Source organism: Streptomyces nymphaeiformis (assembly GCF_014203895.1).
GTDB lineage: Bacteria > Actinomycetota > Actinomycetes > Streptomycetales > Streptomycetaceae > Streptomyces > Streptomyces nymphaeiformis.
On record NZ_JACHJY010000006.1, the window covers coordinates 380999 to 398553 of the forward strand.

21 protein-coding genes are annotated in these 17555 nt (G+C 73.1%); 3 read left to right on the plus strand and 18 right to left on the minus strand.

Translation table 11 applies throughout. From position 1 onward, the window contains the following. Positions 1–25: 25 nt before the first annotated feature. Positions 26–724: an ester cyclase gene (locus tag GGE06_RS22285; protein WP_116159311.1), complete on the plus strand. Its 699-nt coding sequence runs from the start codon at positions 26–28 to the stop codon at positions 722–724. Positions 725–819: 95 nt separating this feature from the next. Here GGE06_RS22285 and groL read toward each other — a convergent pair whose 3' ends face one another. The 4 genes from groL to GGE06_RS22305 form a co-directional block, all read right to left on the minus strand. Continuing rightward, a complete protein-coding gene (gene groL / locus GGE06_RS22290) occupies positions 820–2448 on the minus strand; it encodes a chaperonin GroEL (RefSeq protein ID WP_116159312.1) in 1629 nt (542 codons plus the stop codon). Positions 2449–2558: 110 nt separating this feature from the next. Further along, positions 2559–2867, minus strand: coding sequence for a co-chaperone GroES (gene groES, locus GGE06_RS22295; protein ID WP_017239619.1), 309 nt, complete (start codon positions 2865–2867; stop codon positions 2559–2561). Between the two features lie 146 nt (positions 2868–3013). Next, on the minus strand, positions 3014–3265 hold the full coding sequence (locus GGE06_RS22300; protein WP_116159313.1) for a hypothetical protein: 252 nt from the start codon (positions 3263–3265) through the stop codon (positions 3014–3016). After that, entirely contained in the window at positions 3262–4209 is a 948-nt protein-coding gene (locus GGE06_RS22305) for a polysaccharide deacetylase family protein (protein ID WP_376773574.1), read from the minus strand. The genes GGE06_RS22300 and GGE06_RS22305 overlap by 4 nt, the downstream gene beginning before the upstream one ends. A 133-nt stretch (positions 4210–4342) precedes the next feature. Here GGE06_RS22305 and GGE06_RS22310 point away from each other — a divergent pair, with 133 nt between their 5' ends. Then, positions 4343–5533 carry a THUMP-like domain-containing protein gene (locus tag GGE06_RS22310; protein ID WP_221518396.1) on the plus strand — a complete coding sequence of 397 codons (1191 nt, stop codon included), beginning with the start codon at positions 4343–4345 and terminating at the stop codon, positions 5531–5533. Here GGE06_RS22310 and GGE06_RS22315 read toward each other — a convergent pair. The 8 genes from GGE06_RS22315 to tsaB form a co-directional block, all read right to left on the minus strand. Next, positions 5472–6137, minus strand: a complete 666-nt coding sequence (locus tag GGE06_RS22315) for a hypothetical protein (RefSeq protein WP_116165367.1) — start codon at positions 6135–6137, stop codon at positions 5472–5474. The genes GGE06_RS22310 and GGE06_RS22315 overlap by 62 nt on opposite strands. A 10-nt stretch (positions 6138–6147) precedes the next feature. After that, a complete protein-coding gene (locus tag GGE06_RS22320) occupies positions 6148–7383 on the minus strand; it encodes an RNA polymerase sigma factor (protein ID WP_116165368.1) in 1236 nt (411 codons plus the stop codon). A gap of 64 nt (positions 7384–7447) precedes the next feature. After that, positions 7448–7813 (minus strand): YciI family protein, encoded by a 366-nt coding sequence (locus GGE06_RS22325; protein WP_116159316.1) that lies wholly within the window; start codon positions 7811–7813, stop codon positions 7448–7450. Between the two features lie 99 nt (positions 7814–7912). Next, positions 7913–8758 (minus strand): polysaccharide deacetylase family protein, encoded by an 846-nt coding sequence (locus tag GGE06_RS22330; protein ID WP_184931541.1) that lies wholly within the window; start codon positions 8756–8758, stop codon positions 7913–7915. Positions 8759–8815: 57 nt separating this feature from the next. Then, positions 8816–9061: a hypothetical protein gene (locus tag GGE06_RS22335; protein ID WP_184931616.1), complete on the minus strand. Its 246-nt coding sequence runs from the start codon at positions 9059–9061 to the stop codon at positions 8816–8818. A gap of 11 nt (positions 9062–9072) precedes the next feature. Further along, on the minus strand, positions 9073–10185 hold the full coding sequence (tsaD, locus tag GGE06_RS22340; RefSeq protein ID WP_184931542.1) for a tRNA (adenosine(37)-N6)-threonylcarbamoyltransferase complex transferase subunit TsaD: 1113 nt from the start codon (positions 10183–10185) through the stop codon (positions 9073–9075). Further along, the gene (gene rimI, locus GGE06_RS22345; RefSeq protein WP_116165369.1) at positions 10175–10648 is read right to left on the minus strand and encodes a ribosomal protein S18-alanine N-acetyltransferase; all 474 of its coding nucleotides are present in this window, start codon (positions 10646–10648) and stop codon (positions 10175–10177) included. The genes tsaD and rimI overlap by 11 nt, the downstream gene beginning before the upstream one ends. 17 nt (positions 10649–10665) lie before the next feature. Further along, complete coding sequence (gene tsaB, locus GGE06_RS22350) at positions 10666–11322, minus strand: tRNA (adenosine(37)-N6)-threonylcarbamoyltransferase complex dimerization subunit type 1 TsaB (RefSeq protein ID WP_116159320.1); 657 nt, start codon at positions 11320–11322, stop codon at positions 10666–10668. Positions 11323–11442: 120 nt separating this feature from the next. On the opposite strand from tsaB, the gene GGE06_RS22355 reads away from it, so the two are divergent. Next, entirely contained in the window at positions 11443–11985 is a 543-nt protein-coding gene (locus GGE06_RS22355; protein WP_116159321.1) for a hypothetical protein, read from the plus strand. A 7-nt stretch (positions 11986–11992) separates the two neighbouring features. On the opposite strand, the gene GGE06_RS22360 is transcribed toward GGE06_RS22355, so the two are convergent. From GGE06_RS22360 to GGE06_RS22385, 6 genes are all read right to left on the minus strand, one after another. After that, positions 11993–12139 (minus strand): hypothetical protein, encoded by a 147-nt coding sequence (locus tag GGE06_RS22360; RefSeq protein WP_184931543.1) that lies wholly within the window; start codon positions 12137–12139, stop codon positions 11993–11995. 110 nt (positions 12140–12249) lie between these two features. After that, a complete protein-coding gene (gene tsaE, locus GGE06_RS22365) occupies positions 12250–12750 on the minus strand; it encodes a tRNA (adenosine(37)-N6)-threonylcarbamoyltransferase complex ATPase subunit type 1 TsaE (RefSeq protein WP_116159322.1) in 501 nt (166 codons plus the stop codon). A 10-nt stretch (positions 12751–12760) separates the two neighbouring features. Beyond that, positions 12761–13927: an alpha/beta fold hydrolase gene (locus GGE06_RS22370; protein ID WP_116159323.1), complete on the minus strand. Its 1167-nt coding sequence runs from the start codon at positions 13925–13927 to the stop codon at positions 12761–12763. A gap of 6 nt (positions 13928–13933) precedes the next feature. Further along, positions 13934–15082 (minus strand): alanine racemase, encoded by a 1149-nt coding sequence (gene alr / locus GGE06_RS22375; protein WP_184931544.1) that lies wholly within the window; start codon positions 15080–15082, stop codon positions 13934–13936. Between the two features lie 20 nt (positions 15083–15102). Further along, complete coding sequence (locus GGE06_RS22380) at positions 15103–15987, minus strand: L,D-transpeptidase (protein WP_312883233.1); 885 nt, start codon at positions 15985–15987, stop codon at positions 15103–15105. An 89-nt stretch (positions 15988–16076) separates the two neighbouring features. After that, entirely contained in the window at positions 16077–17531 is a 1455-nt protein-coding gene (locus GGE06_RS22385) for an NAD(P)H-hydrate dehydratase (RefSeq protein ID WP_184931545.1), read from the minus strand. Positions 17532–17555: the final 24 nt, after the last annotated feature.

A 17555-nucleotide genomic window follows, 5' to 3' on the forward strand; every position in this document is an offset into this window, starting at 1 on the left:
GGTCCTACCTGGGTCGGGAGGCGTCATGACATTCGTGCAGATCATCGACTGCAAGACGAGCCGGGTCGACGACCTGAACCGGCTCATGGACCGGTGGGTCGAGCAGACCAAGGGGAAGCGGACCGCGACGCACAGCATCGTCGGGAAGGACCGTTCCGACGCCTCGCACGTCGTGGAGATCGTGGAGTTCCCGTCGTACGACGTCGCCATGCGCAATTCGCAGCTTCCCGAGACCGACCGGATCTTCCGGGAGATGGTCGCGCTCTGTGACGAGATGCCGACCTTCACCGATCTGGACGTGGTCCGGGACGAGCAGATGTACAAGGCGGCCTCGCGCCGGTTCTTCGAGCTGGTCTCGATGCCCGGGGAGCTGCCGCCGCTCGACGAGGTGTTCGCCGAGGGGTATCACGACCACGATCCGAACAATCCGACCGACACGGTCGGGATGGACGCGCTGCGGCGTGAGTCCGAGATGTGGCGGTCGGCGTTCGACTTCACGTTCACCGTCGAGGACCAGATCGCCGACGGTGACCGGGTCTGCACCCGCTGGGCGTGGAAGGGCACGCAGGTCGGCGACTTCATGGGGATCCAGCCGACCGGGATGGAGGTGAGCATGACCGGGATGGTCGTCCACCGCTTCCGGGAGGACGGGAAGGCCGTCGAGGGCTGGTGGCAGTACGACCTGCTCGGGCTGATGGGGCAGCTCGGGGCCGTGGAGGCCTGAACGGACGCCGAGGCCCGGTGCTCCCGCGACGGGAGCACCGGGCCTCGGCTGTCAGCCGGGCCGCCTCAGCAGGCCTCGGCTGTCAGTCAGCTGCCTCAGTGGGAGTGGCCGTGACCGTGGCCGTGGCCGTGGTCCGCCGGCTCCTCTTCCTTCTTCTCCACCACGAGGGTCTCGGTGGTGAGGAGGAGGGAGGCGATCGAGGCGGCGTTCTCCAGGGCGGAGCGCGTCACCTTCACCGGGTCGATGACGCCGGCCTTGACCAGGTCGCCGTACTCGCCGGTCGCGGCGTTGAAGCCCTGGCCCTTGTCGAGCTCCGCCACCTTCGAGGTGATGACGTAGCCCTCGAGGCCGGCGTTCTCGGCGATCCAGCGCAGCGGCTCGACGGCGGCGCGGCGGACGACCGCGACACCCGTGGCCTCGTCGCCGGTCTTGTCGAGGTTGCCCTCGAGGACCTTGACGGCGTGGACGAGCGCGGAGCCACCACCGGAGACGATGCCCTCCTCGACCGCGGCGCGGGTCGCGGAGATGGCGTCCTCCAGACGGTGCTTCTTCTCCTTGAGCTCCACCTCGGTGGCGGCGCCGACCTTGATCACGCACACGCCGCCGGCCAGCTTCGCGAGGCGCTCCTGGAGCTTCTCGCGGTCCCAGTCGGAGTCCGTGGACTCGATCTCGGCCTTGATCTGGTTGACGCGGCCCGCGACGTCCTCGGAGTTGCCGCCACCGTCGACGATGGTGGTGTCGTCCTTGGTGATGGTCACGCGGCGGGCGGTGCCCAGCACGTCGAGACCGGCCTGGTCGAGCTTGAGGCCGACCTCCTCGGCGATGACGGTGGCGCCGGTGAGCGTCGCCATGTCGCCGAGCATCGCCTTGCGGCGGTCGCCGAAGCCGGGGGCCTTGACGGCCACGGCGTTGAACGTGCCGCGGATCTTGTTGACGACGAGGGTGGAGAGGGCCTCGCCCTCGACGTCCTCGGCGATGATCAGGAGCGGCTTGCTGGCGCCGGCCTGGATGACCTTCTCCAGGATGGGCAGCAGGTCCTGGATCGAGGAGATCTTGCCCTGGTGGATCAGGATGTACGGGTCGTCGAGGACGGCCTCCATGCGCTCCTGGTCGGTCACCATGTACGGGGACAGGTAGCCCTTGTCGAAGGCCATGCCCTCGGTGAAGTCGAGCTCCAGGCCGAAGGTGTTGGACTCCTCGACGGTGATGACACCGTCCTTGCCGACCTTGTCCATCGCCTCGGCGATGAGCTCGCCGACCTGCTGGTCCTGCGCGGAGAGCGCGGCGACGGCGGCGATGTCGGACTTGTCCTCGATCGGGCGCGCGGTGGCGAGGAGCTCGTCGGAGACGGCCTTGACGGCGGCGTCGATGCCCTTCTTCAGGGCGGCCGGGGAGGCGCCGGCGGCGACGTTGCGCAGACCCTCGCGGACCAGGGCCTGGGCGAGCACGGTGGCGGTGGTGGTGCCGTCACCCGCGATGTCGTTGGTCTTGGTCGCCACCTCCTTCACGAGCTGGGCGCCGAGGTTCTCGTACGGGTCCTCGATCTCGACCTCGCGGGCGATCGTGACACCGTCGTTGGTGATGGTGGGGGCGCCGAACTTCTTGTCGATGACGACGTTGCGGCCCTTGGGGCCGATCGTCACCTTCACCGTGTCGGCAAGCTTGTTGACGCCGCGCTCAAGGGCGCGACGGGCGTCCTCGTCGAACTTCAGGATCTTCGCCATGGGAGCGGTTCAGCCCTCTCGGAATGGGGTGGAACGAACTGCGCCCCCGGACGCCCGGTGCGGGGTCAAGGGGCGCAGCTCAAAGCATCTGCTTCAGATACTTCGGTGAATTACTTCTCGACGATCGCGAGCACGTCGCGAGCCGAGAGGACGAGGTACTCCTCGCCGTTGTACTTCACCTCGGTGCCGCCGTACTTGCTGTACAGCACGATGTCGCCGGTCTTGACGTCGAGCGGCAGACGCTCGCCGTTCTCGAAGCGGCCCGGGCCCACGGCCAGGACGACGCCCTCCTGGGGCTTCTCCTTGGCGGTGTCCGGAATGACCAGGCCAGAGGCGGTGGTCTGCTCGGCGTCGAGCGGCTGGACCACGATGCGGTCCTCGAGCGGCTTGATGGCAACCTTGGAGCTGGTGGTCGTCACGATCCGACCTCCCCCTTCGGAGATCTCACGGGGTTAACTGTCTGAGGTGGCGACCAGGTGGATCCGTCGTCGCGGGTGCCGGACCTGCCCGTCGCTGTGTTGGCACTCTCCAGTGGGGAGTGCCAGGGCCGAGACTATGACCGCGATTAGCACTCGGTCAAGCGGAGTGCCAATTCATCGCTCCGTGGCGTGACCGTACGCGTGACCGTACGAGGTCCGCCGGCCTCTTCGCAGCGCTTCGCGTCGACCGCCGCCCGCACCCGCTGGACCGGTGAGGGGTGGGGGCCCACCCGTTCCGCCGCCTTCCGGCCGAGCCGTTCGATCGGGTCGACGGAGGAGGCGCAGGCCGGGAGGGCGAGGAGCGCGCCGGTCACGGCGAGCACGGCGAGCCACCTCACACGTAGTCCTCGAGCTTCGCGACCGCGTACCCCTTGGACGTGATCACGTTCATCACGCGCCGGATCATGTCCGGCATCGTGCCCTTCCAGTCCTCCTTGCCCCGGAAATGGGTGAGGACGATGTCGCCGGGGTGCAGGTCCCGGTCCCACTCGCGCCACTCCATGTGGTCGGGGAAGGCCTCGGCGGCCCAGAGCGGGACCGCCTTGATGCCGCAGCTCTTCGCGGCCTGCAGGGTGTCCTCGTTGTAGTTGCCGTACGGCGGGCGGAAGAGCGGGGGCCGCTTGCCGAACCGCTTCTCGATGACGTCCTGCATGCCGCAGATCTCGCGCTTCTGCTCGCCGTACGAGAGGGCGGGCAGGTAGCGGTGGTGGAGGGTGTGGTTGTTCAGGGCGACGCCGGAGTCCTCGGACTTCTGCATCTTCGCGAAGTAGCCGTAGTCGTCCTTGACGAGGTAGTCGCTGAGGAAGGCGCTGTAGGGGATCCGCAGCTCCTTCATCATCTTCAGCAGCTGGGGGTCCTTCTCCGCGCCGTCGTCGATCGTCAGGAAGACGACCTTCTGCTTGGTGGGCACGGTGGTGAAGACGGGCGGCAGGCCCTCGCCGTCGGTCTCGAAGCCCTTGCGGGTGGTGATCTTCGGTTTGACGGCGGGCGGGGCGGGCGCTTCGAGCGGCACCTTCTGAAGGCCCCATTTCTTGGCGGCGAGCACGCGGGCGGCCCGCTGCGCGCGGACCTTCTCGACGTACGCGCCGAGGGCGCCGGCGGCGGGGCCCTGCTTCTCGGCGGCGGGGGCGGGGGCGGGCGCGCCGCGCTCGGGTGCGGCACCGCCGGAGCAGGCCGTGGCGGCGGAGGCGAGGGCGGCCACGGCGAGCGCCGCCCCGAGCGTCCGGCGGGAGCGGTGCACGCCTTTTGCCATCATCTGGTCCTTTTGTCGTACGAGCTGCATGGCGCCGCATCCTGTCAGCGCGAGGGCTCCTTCCGGGCCGCGACACCGCCGTACGGCCCCCACCGTCCCCCGGCCGGCCCACAGCCCGGCGGGGGTGTCCTGCCGGTCGGGCCGGGCACTCCCAGGCCCCAGAATGGGACGGGTGACCGACCTCGCCTCCTTCGCCGCCCTGCTCGCCCCCGAGGGGCAGACGCTCCTCGCCGCCCTGCGCGACTACGACCCCGCGCAGGAGCTCGCGGTCGCCTCCCGGCTGCGCCGCGACCACCCCGCCGAGCTCGTCACCGCGGCCCTCGGCCAGGCGCGGCTGCGGCAGCGGGCGGTGGCGAAGTTCGGCGCGGAGGACGCGTACCGGATGTACTTCACGCCCAACGGCGTCGAGCAGTCCACCCGCGCCTCGGTGGGTGCGTACCGGGCGGCCCGGATGAAGGCGCTCGGCGTCCGGAGCGTCGCGGACCTCTGCTCCGGGATCGGCGGCGACGCGATCGCCCTGGCCCGCGCCGGGATCTCCGTCCTCGCCGTCGACCGGGACCCGCTGACCGCCGAGGCCGTACGGGCCAACGCGGCCGCGCTCGGGCTCGCGGAGCTGATCGAGGTCCGGTGCGCGGACGTCACCGAGATCGACACGAGCCCGTACGACGCGGTCTTCGTCGACCCGGCGCGGCGCGGCGGCCGGGGCAGGATCTTCGACCCCGAGGCGTACTCCCCGCCGCTGTCCTGGGCGATCGACGCGGCCCGCCGCGCGCCGCACGCCGCCCTGAAGGTGGCGCCGGGCATCCCGCACGAGGCGGTGCCGGAGGAGGCCGAGGCGGAGTGGATCTCGGACGGCGGGGACGTGAAGGAGGCCGTGCTCTGGTTCGGCACGGAGCCGGGCGCCCGCCGGGCCACCCTGCTGCCCTCCGGTGCCGGGCTCACCGGCCGGGGACTGCCCGATCCGGCGGTCCGCCCGGTCGGCCGCTATCTGTACGAGCCGGACGGCGCCGTGATCCGCGCGCACCTCGTCGCCGAGGTCGCGGAGGAGCTGGACGGCGGTCTGATCGACGAGACGATCGCGTACGTGACGGCGGACGGGCTGCGGGAGACCCCGTACGCCGCCGCGTACGAGATCACCGACGAACTCCCCTTCAACCTGAAGAAGTTGAAGGCCCTGCTGCGGGAGCGCGAGGTCGGCACCCTCACCGTGAAGAAGCGCGGCTCGGCGGTCGAACCCGAGGAGATCCGCCGCAAGGTGAAGCCGAAGGGCCCCAACTCGGCGACGGTGCTGCTCACTCGGGTCGCGGGTGCCCCGACGATGCTGATCGGGCGGCCGGCCGGCGGGGGCCGTTGAGCCGCACCGCGAAGCGGTAGTGGCCGACGGCCTTCGCCACGCCGGTGAGACCCGTGATCCAGAGGATCAGGGCGACGCCCATGCCGTACGCGACCAGGCCGTAGCCGTCGTCGCGGCTGACGCCCGCCGGGACCGCGAAGCCCAGCCAGAGGCCGACCCCGCACATCGCGAACGACAGCAGCAGCCAGACGACGCTGAGGACGGGGGCACCCACCCGGGCGTCCGTCGGAGGGTGCCGGTCGAGGGCGGCCCACTGGGCGAGGCGCTCGCGGACGGTCCGGTCGCGCCGCAGGCTGCGGACGGTCAGCCACACGGCCGGGACGAAGACCCCGATGCCGAGGGCCGCCGCGAAGCCCATGACCGCCGTCGTCATCGGGTCGGGGTACGGCGAGCCGAGCGCGATGAGCAGCAGGCCGATGAGTCCCCAGCCCAGTTGGAGCAGGAGGAACCAGACCAGGAACAGCGTGAGCCGCCCGACGCCGAGCAGCCGTCTGCCGAGTGCGTCGAGCGCAAGGGCCCGGTCGGCGAGCAGCGCCTCCCGGTCCGGCCAGCTCCGGAGTTCGGCGGGCGGGGGCGGCGGAGGGAGCGGGGTGCGCGGGGACATGTCCTGCACCCTAAGGCGCGCCGTGCCGGGACTCCTCGGCGCGGGCACCCGTCGCCTCGCCCGCACGTCCCAACAGCAGTTCCCGTTCGCTCTCGTTCCTGGTGAGCGCGGCCGCGCGCTCGAACTCCGCGCGGGCCTCCTCCGTACGGCCGAGGCGGGCCAGGAGGTCGCCGCGGACGCTCGGGAGCAAGTGGTAGCGGGCCAGGGCCGGTTCGGCGGCGAGGGCGTCGACGAGGGCGAGGGCCGCGGCGGGGCCCTCGGTCATCGACACGGCGACCGCGCGGTTCAACTCGACGACCGGGGAGGGCGTGAGGGCGCCGAGCCGGCCGTAGAGCGCGGCGATGGTCGCCCAGTCCGTCTCCTCGTACGAGGCGGCCCGCGCGTGGCAGGCGGCGATCGCGGCCTGGAGGGCGTACGGCCCGTAGGAGCGGCCGTCCCCGGCGCGCGCGAGGGCCGCGTATCCGCGGCGCGTCAACAGCCGGTTCCAGCGGCTGCGGTTCTGGTCGGCGAGGAGCACCGGCCGCCCGTCGGGGCCGGTGCGGGCGGGGATGCGGGAGGCCTGGAGTTCGAGGAGGGCGGACAGGCCGTGCGCCTCGCTCTCGGCGGGCATCAGGGCGGCCAGGCCCCGGGCGAGCCGCAGCGCGTCCTCGCACAGGCCGGGCCGCAGCAGGTCGTCGCCCGCGGTCGCCGCGTACCCCTCGTTGAAGATCAGGTAGACGACCTCCAGGACGGAGCCGAGCCGGGCCGCCCGCTCCTCCCCGTACGGCACCTCGAACTCCACGCCCTCCTTCGCCAGCGTCCGCTTGGCGCGGGTGATCCGGGCCGCGACCGTCGCCTCCGGCACGAGGAAGGCGCGGGCGATCTCGTCCGTCCGGAGCCCGCCGACGAGCCGCAGCGTGAGCGCCGCGCGCGCGTCGGCGGAGAGCACCGGGTGGCAGGTGGTGAAGACGAGCCGGAGCACGTCGTCGTCGATGTCGCCCGGTCCCGACGGCTCGGGGTCGTACGACTCCTCCGAGAGCGTCCGGCCCACCTCGGCGAGCTTCCGCGCGTACGTCTCGCGGCGCCGCACGAGGTCGACGGCGCGGTGCTTGGCGGCGGCCGTCAGCCAGGCTCCCGGACTGTCCGGGACCCCTGACCGCGGCCACTGCTCCAGGGCGGAGACGAGCGCGTCCTGGGCGAGCTCCTCGGCGATGCCGACGTCACGGACGATCCGCGCCACGGTGGCGATGATCCGCGCCGACTCCATCCGGAAGACCGTCTCCAGCGTGCTCTCCACCACCGTCACGTCTCACATGACAGCACAGTGCGGGTCAGCCTTCCGGCATCTCCTCGACCTCGCGGACCTCCAGGCCGACCTTCCAGTGCGGCGGGTGGACGGCCAGGAACCGCTTCCCCCACTCGACGGCCTCGGCCATGTCCTTGCACTGGAGCATCGCGTAGCCGCCGACGACCTCCTTGGTCTCGGTGAACGGGCCGTCGGTGAACGACAGCCTCCCGTCCGACCAGGTGATCCGGGTGGCCTCGGCGGTCGGCTTGAGCCCGGCCGTGTCCACCATGGCGCCGGCCTTGGTGATCTCCTCGAAGAGGGCGCCCATGCGCTGCTCGAAGCCGGGGTCGGCGCTCTCCATGTCGATGGTGTTCTCCTCGATGCGCACGAGGGACAGGTAGCGGGGCATGACGACTCCTCGGGGGTGCGGTGGGCGGGGCCGTTCCCCGCCGTCCACACATACGTCGAACGGGCCGGGCCCGCATCGACACCGTGCCGCGAGAAGTTTCTAGACGTAGTCCTCCAGGCGGGCCACCGTGAAGCCCTGCTCCTGGATCTTCCGCAGCATCGTCGCCGTCATCTCGGTCATCGTCCGGCCCTTGAGCTCGGACGGGCCCCGGAAGTGGGCCAGGACGATGTCGCCGGGGTGCAGCTTCCGGTCGCCGCGCTGGTACTGCATGTTCTTGATCTGCATGGACTCGCGCCACAGCACGATCGCGTCGAGACCGCACTCCCCCGCCGCCGCGCGCGTGGCCTCGTTCCAGTTGCCGTAGGGCGGCCGGAAGAGCCGCGGGGTGGTGCCGTACCGCTCCTTCAGCTTCGTCTGCTGGCCGCAGATCTCCCGGCGCTGGGCCTCCGGGGAGAGGGTGCGCAGGTTGGGGTGGGTGAGGGTGTGGTTGGCGAGGCCGTTGCCCTGGGCCATGAGCGGCGCGAAGTACGGGTAGTCGGCGCGGATGGCCGAGTCCGTGAGGAACATCGTGAACGGGACCTTGAGGTCCTTCATCATCCGCACGAACCCGGGGTCCTTCTCGGCCCCGTCGTCGATCGTGATGAAGACGATCTTCTCGCGGGTGGGGATCTCGCTGATGACGGGCACCGGCCCACCGGCCGGGCGGACCACCGGCTTGACGGCGGGCGGGGCGGGCGGGGCGGCGAAGGGCTTCAGACCCCACTTCCGGTACGCGGCGGCAGCGGCGGCTCCGGGGGCCTCGTCCTGGGCGGAGGGCGTGGCGGCGGGTGCGCTCGTCCGCTCCGGGAGGGGTGCGGCCGCGGCGGACGGCTCCTCCGCCGTGCAGCCGGTCACCAGGAGGGCGACGGCGGTCAGGGTCGCCCACAGTGCGATCGTCTTCTTCACGCGCTGTGGGATGCCCGCAGCGGTCGAAAGGTTGCTCTATTTCCGAGCCGATATCGCTTATTCGACCGATTCGAAGCGCCAGCGGTGGACCGGACGGGTGATCAGCTCCGCGTCCGGCTCCGGCAGCTCGGGCAGCTCGGCGTCGAACGCGTCCGCCTCCCACCAGGTGAGGACGAGGACCCGGTCCTGCGGGGCCCGGAAGACCTCCCGGCGGACCGGCTCACGGGCGAGGACCCGCGCCCGGGCCCGAGCCCACTCCAGGAGCTCGGCGCCCCGGCCCTGGGCGGCCCTGGCCTCCCACATGAGCGTGAGCCTCACGAGTACAGGTTCTCCTTGCTGACCTCGTGCACGTGGTCGTGGTCGTGGCCGTGGTCGTGCGACGCACCGGGCACGTGGGGGTCCGTCACCGGCAGGGACGAGTCCGCCGACAGCTCCAGGTCGGAGGCCGGCCGGTTGCGGGCGACCATCTCGGAGCCGAGGGCCGCGACCATCGCGCCGTTGTCCGTGCACAGGCCCGGCCGGGGCACCCGCAGCCGGATCCCGGCGCGCTCGCAGCGCTCCTGGGCGAGGGCCCGGAGCCGCGAGTTGGCGGCGACGCCGCCGCCGATCATCAGGTGGTCGACGCCCTCGTCCTTGCAGGCCCGGACGGCCTTGCGGGTGAGCACGTCGACGACCGCCTCCTGGAAGGACGCGGCGACGTCCCGTACGGGCACGTCCTCGCCGGCCGCCCGCTTGGCCTCGATCCAGCGGGCCACGGCCGTCTTGAGGCCGGAGAAGGAGAAGTCGTACGCGGGGTCCCGGGAGCCGCTGAGGCCGCGCGGGAACGCGATCGCCGCCGGGTCGCCCTCCTTGGCTAGCCGGTCGATGACCGGTCCGCCGGGGAAGCCCAGGTCGAGCACGCGGGCGATCTTGTCGAAGGCCTCGCCGGCCGCGTCGTCGATGGTGGCACCCATCGGCCGCACGTCGGAGGTGATGTCGGCGGAGAGCAGCAGCGAGGAGTGCCCGCCGGAGACGAGCAGGGCCATCGTCGGCTCGGGCAGCTTGCCGTGCTCCAGCTGGTCGACGCAGATGTGCGAGGCGAGGTGGTTGACGCCGTAGAGCGGCTTGCCGAGGGCGTAGGCGTACGCCTTGGCGGCGGAGACGCCGACGAGCAGCGCGCCCGCGAGGCCGGGGCCCGCGGTGACGGCGATGCCGTCGAGGTCCTTCGCGGAGATCCCGGCCGTCTTCAGGGCGCGCTCGATCGTCGGGACCATGGCCTCCAGGTGGGCGCGGGAGGCGATCTCGGGCACGACGCCGCCGAAGCGGGCGTGGGTGTCGACGCTGGAGGCGACGGCGTCGGCGAGGAGCGTGGTCCCGTGGACGATGCCGACACCGGTCTCGTCGCAGGAGGTCTCGATGCCGAGTACGAGCGGTTCGTCAGCAGCCATCTGAATCAGTCTCTGTTCCTTGAACGGTGTGTCGCATCACGAGCGCGTCCACGTTGCCGGGCTGGTAGTAGCCGCGGCGGAAGCCGATGGGCTCGAAGCCGAAGCGCTCGTAGAGCTTCTGGGCCCGGGTGTTGTCCACGCGCACTTCGAGGAGGACCTCTTCGCACTCGAAGGCGGTCGCGGCCTGGAGGAGGTCGGTGAGGAGCCGGGCGCCGAGGCCCGTGCCCCACTGGTCGCGGGCGACCGCGATGGTCTGGACGTCGCCGAGGCCGCCGGCGGCGGCGAGCCCGGCGTAGCCGACGAGCCGGCCGCCGGCGGGGTCCTCCGCGACGACGTAGCGGCGGGTGGCCGCGGGGCCCCTGGCGTGCGCGAGCTCCGACCAGAACATCCCCTCCGACCAGGCGTCCTCGGGGAACAGCTCGGCTTCGAGCGCGAGCACGGGCTCGATGTCCCACCAGCGCATCTCACGGAGCACGGCCGTCACTTGGGGGTGACCACCTTGTAGTTCTTCGGCACCTGCGCGTCGGGCCGGCGCAGGTACATCGGCAGCGGGTCGAGGAAGCCGCCCTCGCCCGCGGCCAGCTTCTCCGCCGCGAGGGCGGCGAGCGCGGCGGCCGACTGGTGCTCGGGCTCGCGGGCGTCCGGGAAGGCGTCCGGGTAGAGGAGCGCGCCCGCGCCGACCACCGGAAGCCCGGCGAGGGAGTCGGCGATGTCGGCGGGCCGGTCGACGGACGCCTCGGTCACCCGCGTACGGGAGTCCTCGTACCGCGCCCAGTAGACCTCCTTGCGGCGCGCGTCCGTGGCGACGGCGAAGGGCTCGTCGATCCCGGAGGCGTACGCGAGGCCGTCGAGGGTGCACAGGCCGTGCACGGGCACGCCGAGCGCGGAGGAGAAGGCCGCCGCCGTGACGAGGCCGACCCGGAGCCCGGTGTACGGGCCGGGGCCGACGCCGACGACGATCCCGGTGACCGCGTCGAGTTTCAGCCCGGCCTCCTGGAGGACCCGGTCGACGGCGGGCAGCAACAGCTCCCCGTGGCGGCGGGCGTCGACCTGGCTCGACGAGGCGACGACGGCCTCGCCGTCGTGGAGGGCGACGGTGACGGCGGGGGTGGCGGTATCCATGGCGAGCAACAGCACGCGAACAGCCTACGGCTCCCGGGCCCGCTGCCCCGAACCTCGGTCCGGCGGCTGCTACCGTCACCCTTCGATACGTTCGTACGAAAGGTGGGCACGGTGGCACGGAGCAGCTCGGGATTCGTGGCCGGGCTCACGGCGGCGGCCGTCGCCGCGGTCTGCTTCCTCGCCTACCAGGCCTCGGCGAACGCCCCGGCCGACCTGTCGGTGAAGCCGCCGGCGTCGGGCAGGACCACCCCCTCGGTCTCCCCGAGCGGCGGCCCCAAGCAGCCGGCGAAGGACCCCCTCGCGGTCCCGGCGGGCTCGGGCACGGGCGAGCGCGTGGTGTACGCGCTGTCCGACCGCCGGGTGTGGCTCGTGGACGCCAAGGGCAAGGCGACCCGGACGTTCAAGGTGTGGCCGAGCACGGTCGACCCGCTGCCCGGCGCGTACACGGTGGGCTCGCGCTCGGGCTCGGTGCGCGGCTCCGACGGCGTGCAGATCGAGCACGTCGTCCGCTTCGCGACGGCGCAGGACGTGGCGGTCGGCTTCAGCGCGGCGGTCGACGGCTCGACGCCGTCCCCGGACCCGTCGAAGAAGACCGGCGGCATCCGGATGAAGCGGGCCGACGGCGACGCGATGTGGACGTTCGCGGTGATCGGCGCGAAGGTCGTCGTCGTCTCCTGAGCCCCGGCTACGCCGCCTCGTCCCGTACGGGCTCTTCCTCTTCGGGTTCGGCCGGCGGCGGGGTCGACAGCGTGCGAGCGGCCGCGCAGGACGCGAGCAGCTCACTCATCGAGACGTGGTCCCGGCCGGGTTCCGCGCGTTCGGGCGTCGCCATGCATGCCTCCCGTAGGTTAGGTACACCTAACCAGCTCGTGCATCCATGTGACCACGGCGCGCGGGACCCACGCAACACCTTCCCGACACGTTGTCGGAATCTACGTGCGTTCAGATCAGCGTGAGCTCCTCGCCGGCCCAGCGCGCGCCGATCCCGCGCAGCACGACCGTGCGCCGGTCGTCGTCGGTGTCCCCGGTCACCCGGTGGATGAGGAGGTGCAGGCGGTCGTCGGTCAGCTCCTCGACCTTGCCGTCGCCCCATTCGACGACGACCACGGACTCGGGCAGCGAGACGTCCAGGTCGAGGTCCTCCATCTCGTCGAGCCCGCCGCCGAGGCGGTACGCGTCGACGTGGACGAGGGCCGGGCCGCCGACCAGGGACGGGTGGACGCGGGCGATGACGAAGGTCGGGGAGGTGACGGCCCCCCGCACCCCGAGCCCCTCGCCGAGGCCGCGGGTCAGGGTGGTCTTCCCGGCGCCGAGCTCGCCGGTGAGCATGACGAGGTCGCCGGGCCGGAGGACCTTCGCGAGCCGGCGGCCGAGCTCCTGCATCTGCTGCGGGGAGTCGACGGAGAGGGTGGCACCGGAGACGGGCGGATGAGCTGCTTCCATACAGGCCAACTTAGCTCGTACGGAACGGCTCCCCCGCCGGGACGGCGCCGGCCCGTACGAGGAGGTCGGCCAGGCGGTCGGTGACCGCCTCCGGGTGCTCCAGCATGACCAGATGGCCCGCGTCCGGGACGATGACCAGCTCCGCGTCCGGCAGGAGGGCGGCGATGGCCTCGGTGTGCGAGCTGGGGGTGACCAGGTCGTTGTCGCCGGCGAGCGCGAGCACCGGCAGCTCGCCGAAGCCGGCGAGGGCGGCGGCCTTGTCGTGCTCGGCGAAGGCCGGGTAGAAGGCGGCGACGACGTCGATCGGGGTCGACTCGATCATCCGCTCGGCGAAGCGGGCGACGGCCGGGTCGACGTCCTTCGAGGCGAACGAGTACTTCTTGATCAGCCCGGCGAAGAGGTCGGCGGTCGCCCGGCGCCCGCGCTCGACCAGCTCCGCCTGGGAGCCGAGGGCCCGCAGGACGCCCGGCAGGACCCGCCGGACGGCGTTGACGCCGGCGAGCGGCAGCCCGTACGACACCTCGTCCAGCTTCCCCGCCGAGGTGCCGACGAGGGCGACGCCGGCGACCCGGTCGCGGATCAGCTCCGGGTACTGCTCGGCGAGCGCCATCACCGTCATGCCGCCCATGGAGTGGCCGACGAGGACGAGCGGCCCCTCGGGCGCGGCCGCGTCGAGGACGGCCTTCAGGTCGCGGCCGAGGAGGTCGATGGAGACGGGCACCCCGTCGGGCCCGGCCTGGGAGTTCCCGTGCCCGGAGCGGCCGTGGCTGCGCTGGTCCCAGTGGACGGTGCGGACGAGCCCGCGCAGGGCGGCCCGCTGGAAGTGCCAGGAGTCCTGGTTGAGGCAGTAGCCGTGGCTGAAGACGACGGTGACGGGGGCGGGGGGCTTCCGCCCGAAGAGCCTGCGGCGGCGGCCGGGCGACGCGGTGTCCGGCTCGACCTCGTCCACCTCGTAGTACAGGACGGTCCCGTCGTCGGCGAGGGCCCGGCCCGGCGTGCCGCGCAGCCCGCCGTACGGCCCGGCGGCGTCCAGGGCGAGCCGCGCCTTCTGCCGTACGGAACGGCCGACCGTGAGCCGCTCGACGGCGACCCCGGCGGCCGCTCCGGCGGCGAGGACGCCTATCGCGGCACCGGCGAACCCGGCCCTCCGCCAGCTGCCGCCGCTCGACTCCGCCATGGCGGGCTACTCCCCCAGGTAGACGCGCGGGACGCGCGCGCTGATCCGGGTGACGATCTCGTACGCGATGGTGTCGGCGGCCACCGCCCAGTCCTCGGCGGTCGGCTCGCCCCCGTCGCCGGGACCGAAGAGCACGGCCTCGGTGCCGGGCTCGGGGGTGTCCCCGCCGAGGTCGACCACGAACTGGTCCATGGCGACGCGCCCCGCGACCGTGCGGACGCGGCCGTCGACGAGGACGGGCCCGCGCCCGGAGGCGTGCCGGGGAATCCCGTCGGCGTACCCGAGCGGGACGAGGCCGAGGGTGGTCGCCTCGCCGGTCACGTAGTGGTGCCCGTAACTCACCCCGTGCCCGGCGGGCACCTGCTTCACCAGCGCGACGCTCGCCTTGAGCGACATGACGGGCCGCAGGCCGAGCTCGGCGGAGGTGCCGAGCTCGGGGCTCGGCGAGACGCCGTACATCGCGATGCCGGGCCGCACCAGGTCGAAGTGGGCCTCGGGCAGGGTGAGGGTGGCCGGCGAGTTCGCGATGTGCCGGACCTCGGGGCGCACCCCCGCCCGCTCGGCGTGGTCGAGCATCTCGCGGAAGACGTCGAGCTGGGCGGCGATGGACGGGTGGTGCGGCTCGTCCGCGCAGGCGAAGTGGGACCAGAGGCCGGTCACCTTGACGAGGCCGTCGACCTCCGCCTTCAGGGCGGCCTCGACGAGCTCGGGCCAGTCGGCGGGTTGGCAGCCGTTGCGGCCGAGCCCGGTGTCGGCCTTGAGCTGGATGCGGGCGGTCTTCCCGACCGCCTTGGCGGCCCGGACGACCTCCTCCAGGGCCCACATCCCGCTCACGGACATGTCGAGCCCGGCCTCGATGCCCTGGTCCCAGGGGTCGCCCGGAGTCCAGAGCCAGCACATGACCGGCACGTCCGTGATCCCGGCGGCGCGCAGCGCGAGCGCCTCGTGCGGGGTGGCCGTCCCGAGCCAGTCCGCGCCCGCTTCCAGGGCGGCGCGGGCACAGCGCAGGGCGCCGTGTCCGTACGCGTCGGCCTTGACCACGGCCATGATCCGGACGTGGGGGGCGACGCGGGCGCGCAGCGTGCGGACGTTCGCACGCAGCGCGCCGAGGTCGATCTCGGCGCGGGCCCTGGGGGGCGGAGGTGTCTCAGTCATCGCGCCCAGTCTCTCAGGTGTCAGTGCCCGGGCCGCTTTCCCCAGATGTAGACCCGGTCACCCTTGCGGAGGACACCCCAGAGTTTCCCCGCGTTCGCGTAGCTGAGATTGACGCAGCCGCGGCTGCCGCCGGGCGTGGCGAGCTGCCCGTAGACGGCGTGGAAGGCCTGGCCGCCGCTGAAGAACTGGGCGTACGGCATGGGGGTGTCGTAGATGGACGACCAGTGGTCCTTGTGGCGCCGGTAGACGGTGTGCCAGCCGGCGCGGGTGGCGTAACCGGGCCGCCCGGTACGCACGTTGACCACCGCGTATGTCACCTTCTTCCCCTTTTGCACCCACATGAGCTGTCGATCGAGGTCGACGCAGGCGACGGCGTACGACTTCACGGGGCAGCGCCGGCCCGGGTCGAGGCTCTTCCGGGCGGCGAGCAGCTCGGCGCGGGCCCAGGTGACGGGCCCGGCGAAGCCGACGGCCGGCTTGATCTTCTCCTTCACCTGGAAGGCGCGGATCGCCCGGCAGTCGGCGGCGGACTGCTTCCCGTCGACGGGAAGCTTGAGCAGCCGCTCGACCTGCCGCTGGTAGGTGGAGGTCTTCGCGGTGCAGGCGGCCGCGCCGACGGCGCTGCGCGGCAGGAACTCGACGAGCTCGTCGACCTGCTCCTCGGGCTCGGGCACGGCCGCGTCGCCCTCCGTCTGCAGGGGCGGCAGCACCTGATCGGGCGTATCCATCGGGTACTCGGCCCGCCCGCCCCCGTCGACCCCGGGCACGAGCGGATCGGGGTCGGCGGCGGGATCGGCGGCGGGGCGGCCGCCGACGGGCGGGGCGGCGAGGGCGACGGGCCCCAGGGCGAGGGAGGCGGCGAGGACGAACAACACGGGCGCGGTACGGCTTCTCCGACTGGTCACCCCACCCACCCAATCCGCCCCGCGCACCGTCGGCGCGCGGGAACCCACGGCTGGGTCAACGGTGTTCGCCCGAGTGGGGGGCGAACTCCCTACGGCGCGCCCGTCACGTCCAGCCACGCCCCCTTCAGGGCGTCCGCGACCTCCGTGGCCGTCACCGGCGCGCCGCCCGAGGACGCCCGTCGCGCGGCGAGCCCGTGCAGGTACGCCGCGCAGGAGGCCGCGTCGAAGGCCCGAAGCCCCGCCGCGAGGAGCGACCCCGCGAGCCCCGACAGGACGTCACCGCTCCCCGCCGTCGCCAGCCACGACGTCCCCGTCGGGTTCACCCGTACGGGACCCGCACCGCCCGCCCCGCACACCACCGTCGTCGAGCCCTTCAGGAGGACCGTCGCCCCGAAACGGCCCGCCAGTTCGCGCACCGCCGCGAGGCGCCCGGCCTCGACCTCCTCCCGCGCGACGCCGAGCAGCGCCGCCGCCTCGCCGGCGTGCGGGGTGAGCAGGGTCGGCGCCGTACGGGACCGCACGGCGTCCGGCGAGAGCCCCCGCAGACCGTCCGCGTCGACGAGCACGGGAACGTCCGAGGCGAGGACCTCCGCGACGGCGACCGCGGTGCCCGGGCCCTCACCGAGGCCCGGCCCGACGACCCAGGACTGGACGCGGCCGGCCTTGTCGGGGGGCCCGGGGTGCACCAGGGTCTCGGGGTGCGCGGCGATCACCGTGTCGCCGGCGTGGCCCACGTACCGCACGGCCCCCGCCCCGCCGCGCAGCGCGCCGGCGACGGCGAGCACGGCGGCCCCCGGATAACGCGCCGATCCGGCGAGGACCCCGACGACGCCCCGCCGGTACTTGTCGCTCTCGGCGCCCGGCACGGGCAGCAGCCACGCCAGGTCCTCGTGCTGGAGGGCCTCCAGGTCCGGCACGCCCGGAAGGACGTCGCCGAGGCCGATGTCGACGAGGCGGAGGGCGCCCGCGTACTCCCGTGCCGGGTCGACGAGCAGGCCCGGCTTGTACGCCCCGAAGGTGATCGTCGCGTCGGCCCGCAGCGCCTCGCCGTGGACCTCGCCGGTGTCGGCGTCGACGCCGCTCGGCAGGTCGACGGCGACGACGACGGCGTCGGAGCCGCGCGCGGCGCGGGCGACGGGCACGGCGTCGGGGCGAAGACCGCCGCGGCCCCCGATGCCGGTGATGCCGTCGAGGACGAGGTCGGCGCCGGCGAGCACGTCGTACGGATCGTCGACGACGCGCCCGCCGACGGCGCGCAGGGCGGCGAGGCCGCCCTCGTGCGCGCGCTCGCCGAGCAGCACGGCGGACACGCCCGCCCCGCGCCGGGCGAGCCGGGCGCCGGCGTACAGGGCGTCGCCGCCGTTGTCGCCGCTGCCGACGAGCAGGACGACCCGGGCGCCGTACACCCGCCCCTTCCCGAGCAGCGAACAACAGGCGGCGGCGAGTCCGGCGGCGGCGCGCTGCATGAGGGCCCCGTCGGGGAGGCGGGCCATGAGCTGGGCCTCGGCGGCCCGGACGGTCTCCACGCGATAAGCGGTACGCATGCGAGCAGTCTGCCGCCGCCCGCC

What these genes read in the sequence shown, in the direction of transcription:
- GGE06_RS22285 (WP_116159311.1), top strand. Translation starts at nt 26, where the DNA reads ATGACATTCGTGCAGATCATCGACTGCAAGACGAGCCGGGTCGACGAC.
- groL (WP_116159312.1), bottom strand. Translation starts at nt 2,448, where the DNA reads ATGGCGAAGATCCTGAAGTTCGACGAGGACGCCCGTCGCGCCCTTGAG.
- GGE06_RS22305 (WP_376773574.1), bottom strand. Translation starts at nt 4,209, where the DNA reads ATGCAGCTCGTACGACAAAAGGACCAGATGATGGCAAAAGGCGTGCAC.
- GGE06_RS22310 (WP_221518396.1), top strand. Translation starts at nt 4,343, where the DNA reads ATGGGACGGGTGACCGACCTCGCCTCCTTCGCCGCCCTGCTCGCCCCC.
- GGE06_RS22315 (WP_116165367.1), bottom strand. Translation starts at nt 6,137, where the DNA reads ATGTCCCCGCGCACCCCGCTCCCTCCGCCGCCCCCGCCCGCCGAACTC.
- GGE06_RS22320 (WP_116165368.1), bottom strand. Translation starts at nt 7,383, where the DNA reads ATGGAGTCGGCGCGGATCATCGCCACCGTGGCGCGGATCGTCCGTGAC.
- GGE06_RS22325 (WP_116159316.1), bottom strand. Translation starts at nt 7,813, where the DNA reads ATGCCCCGCTACCTGTCCCTCGTGCGCATCGAGGAGAACACCATCGAC.
- GGE06_RS22335 (WP_184931616.1), bottom strand. Translation starts at nt 9,061, where the DNA reads ATGTGGGAGGCCAGGGCCGCCCAGGGCCGGGGCGCCGAGCTCCTGGAG.
- tsaD (WP_184931542.1), bottom strand. Translation starts at nt 10,185, where the DNA reads ATGGCTGCTGACGAACCGCTCGTACTCGGCATCGAGACCTCCTGCGAC.
- rimI (WP_116165369.1), bottom strand. Translation starts at nt 10,648, where the DNA reads ATGCGCTGGTGGGACATCGAGCCCGTGCTCGCGCTCGAAGCCGAGCTG.
- GGE06_RS22360 (WP_184931543.1), bottom strand. Translation starts at nt 12,139, where the DNA reads ATGGCGACGCCCGAACGCGCGGAACCCGGCCGGGACCACGTCTCGATG.
- tsaE (WP_116159322.1), bottom strand. Translation starts at nt 12,750, where the DNA reads ATGGAAGCAGCTCATCCGCCCGTCTCCGGTGCCACCCTCTCCGTCGAC.
- GGE06_RS22370 (WP_116159323.1), bottom strand. Translation starts at nt 13,927, where the DNA reads ATGGCGGAGTCGAGCGGCGGCAGCTGGCGGAGGGCCGGGTTCGCCGGT.
- alr (WP_184931544.1), bottom strand. Translation starts at nt 15,082, where the DNA reads ATGACTGAGACACCTCCGCCCCCCAGGGCCCGCGCCGAGATCGACCTC.
- GGE06_RS22385 (WP_184931545.1), bottom strand. Translation starts at nt 17,531, where the DNA reads ATGCGTACCGCTTATCGCGTGGAGACCGTCCGGGCCGCCGAGGCCCAG.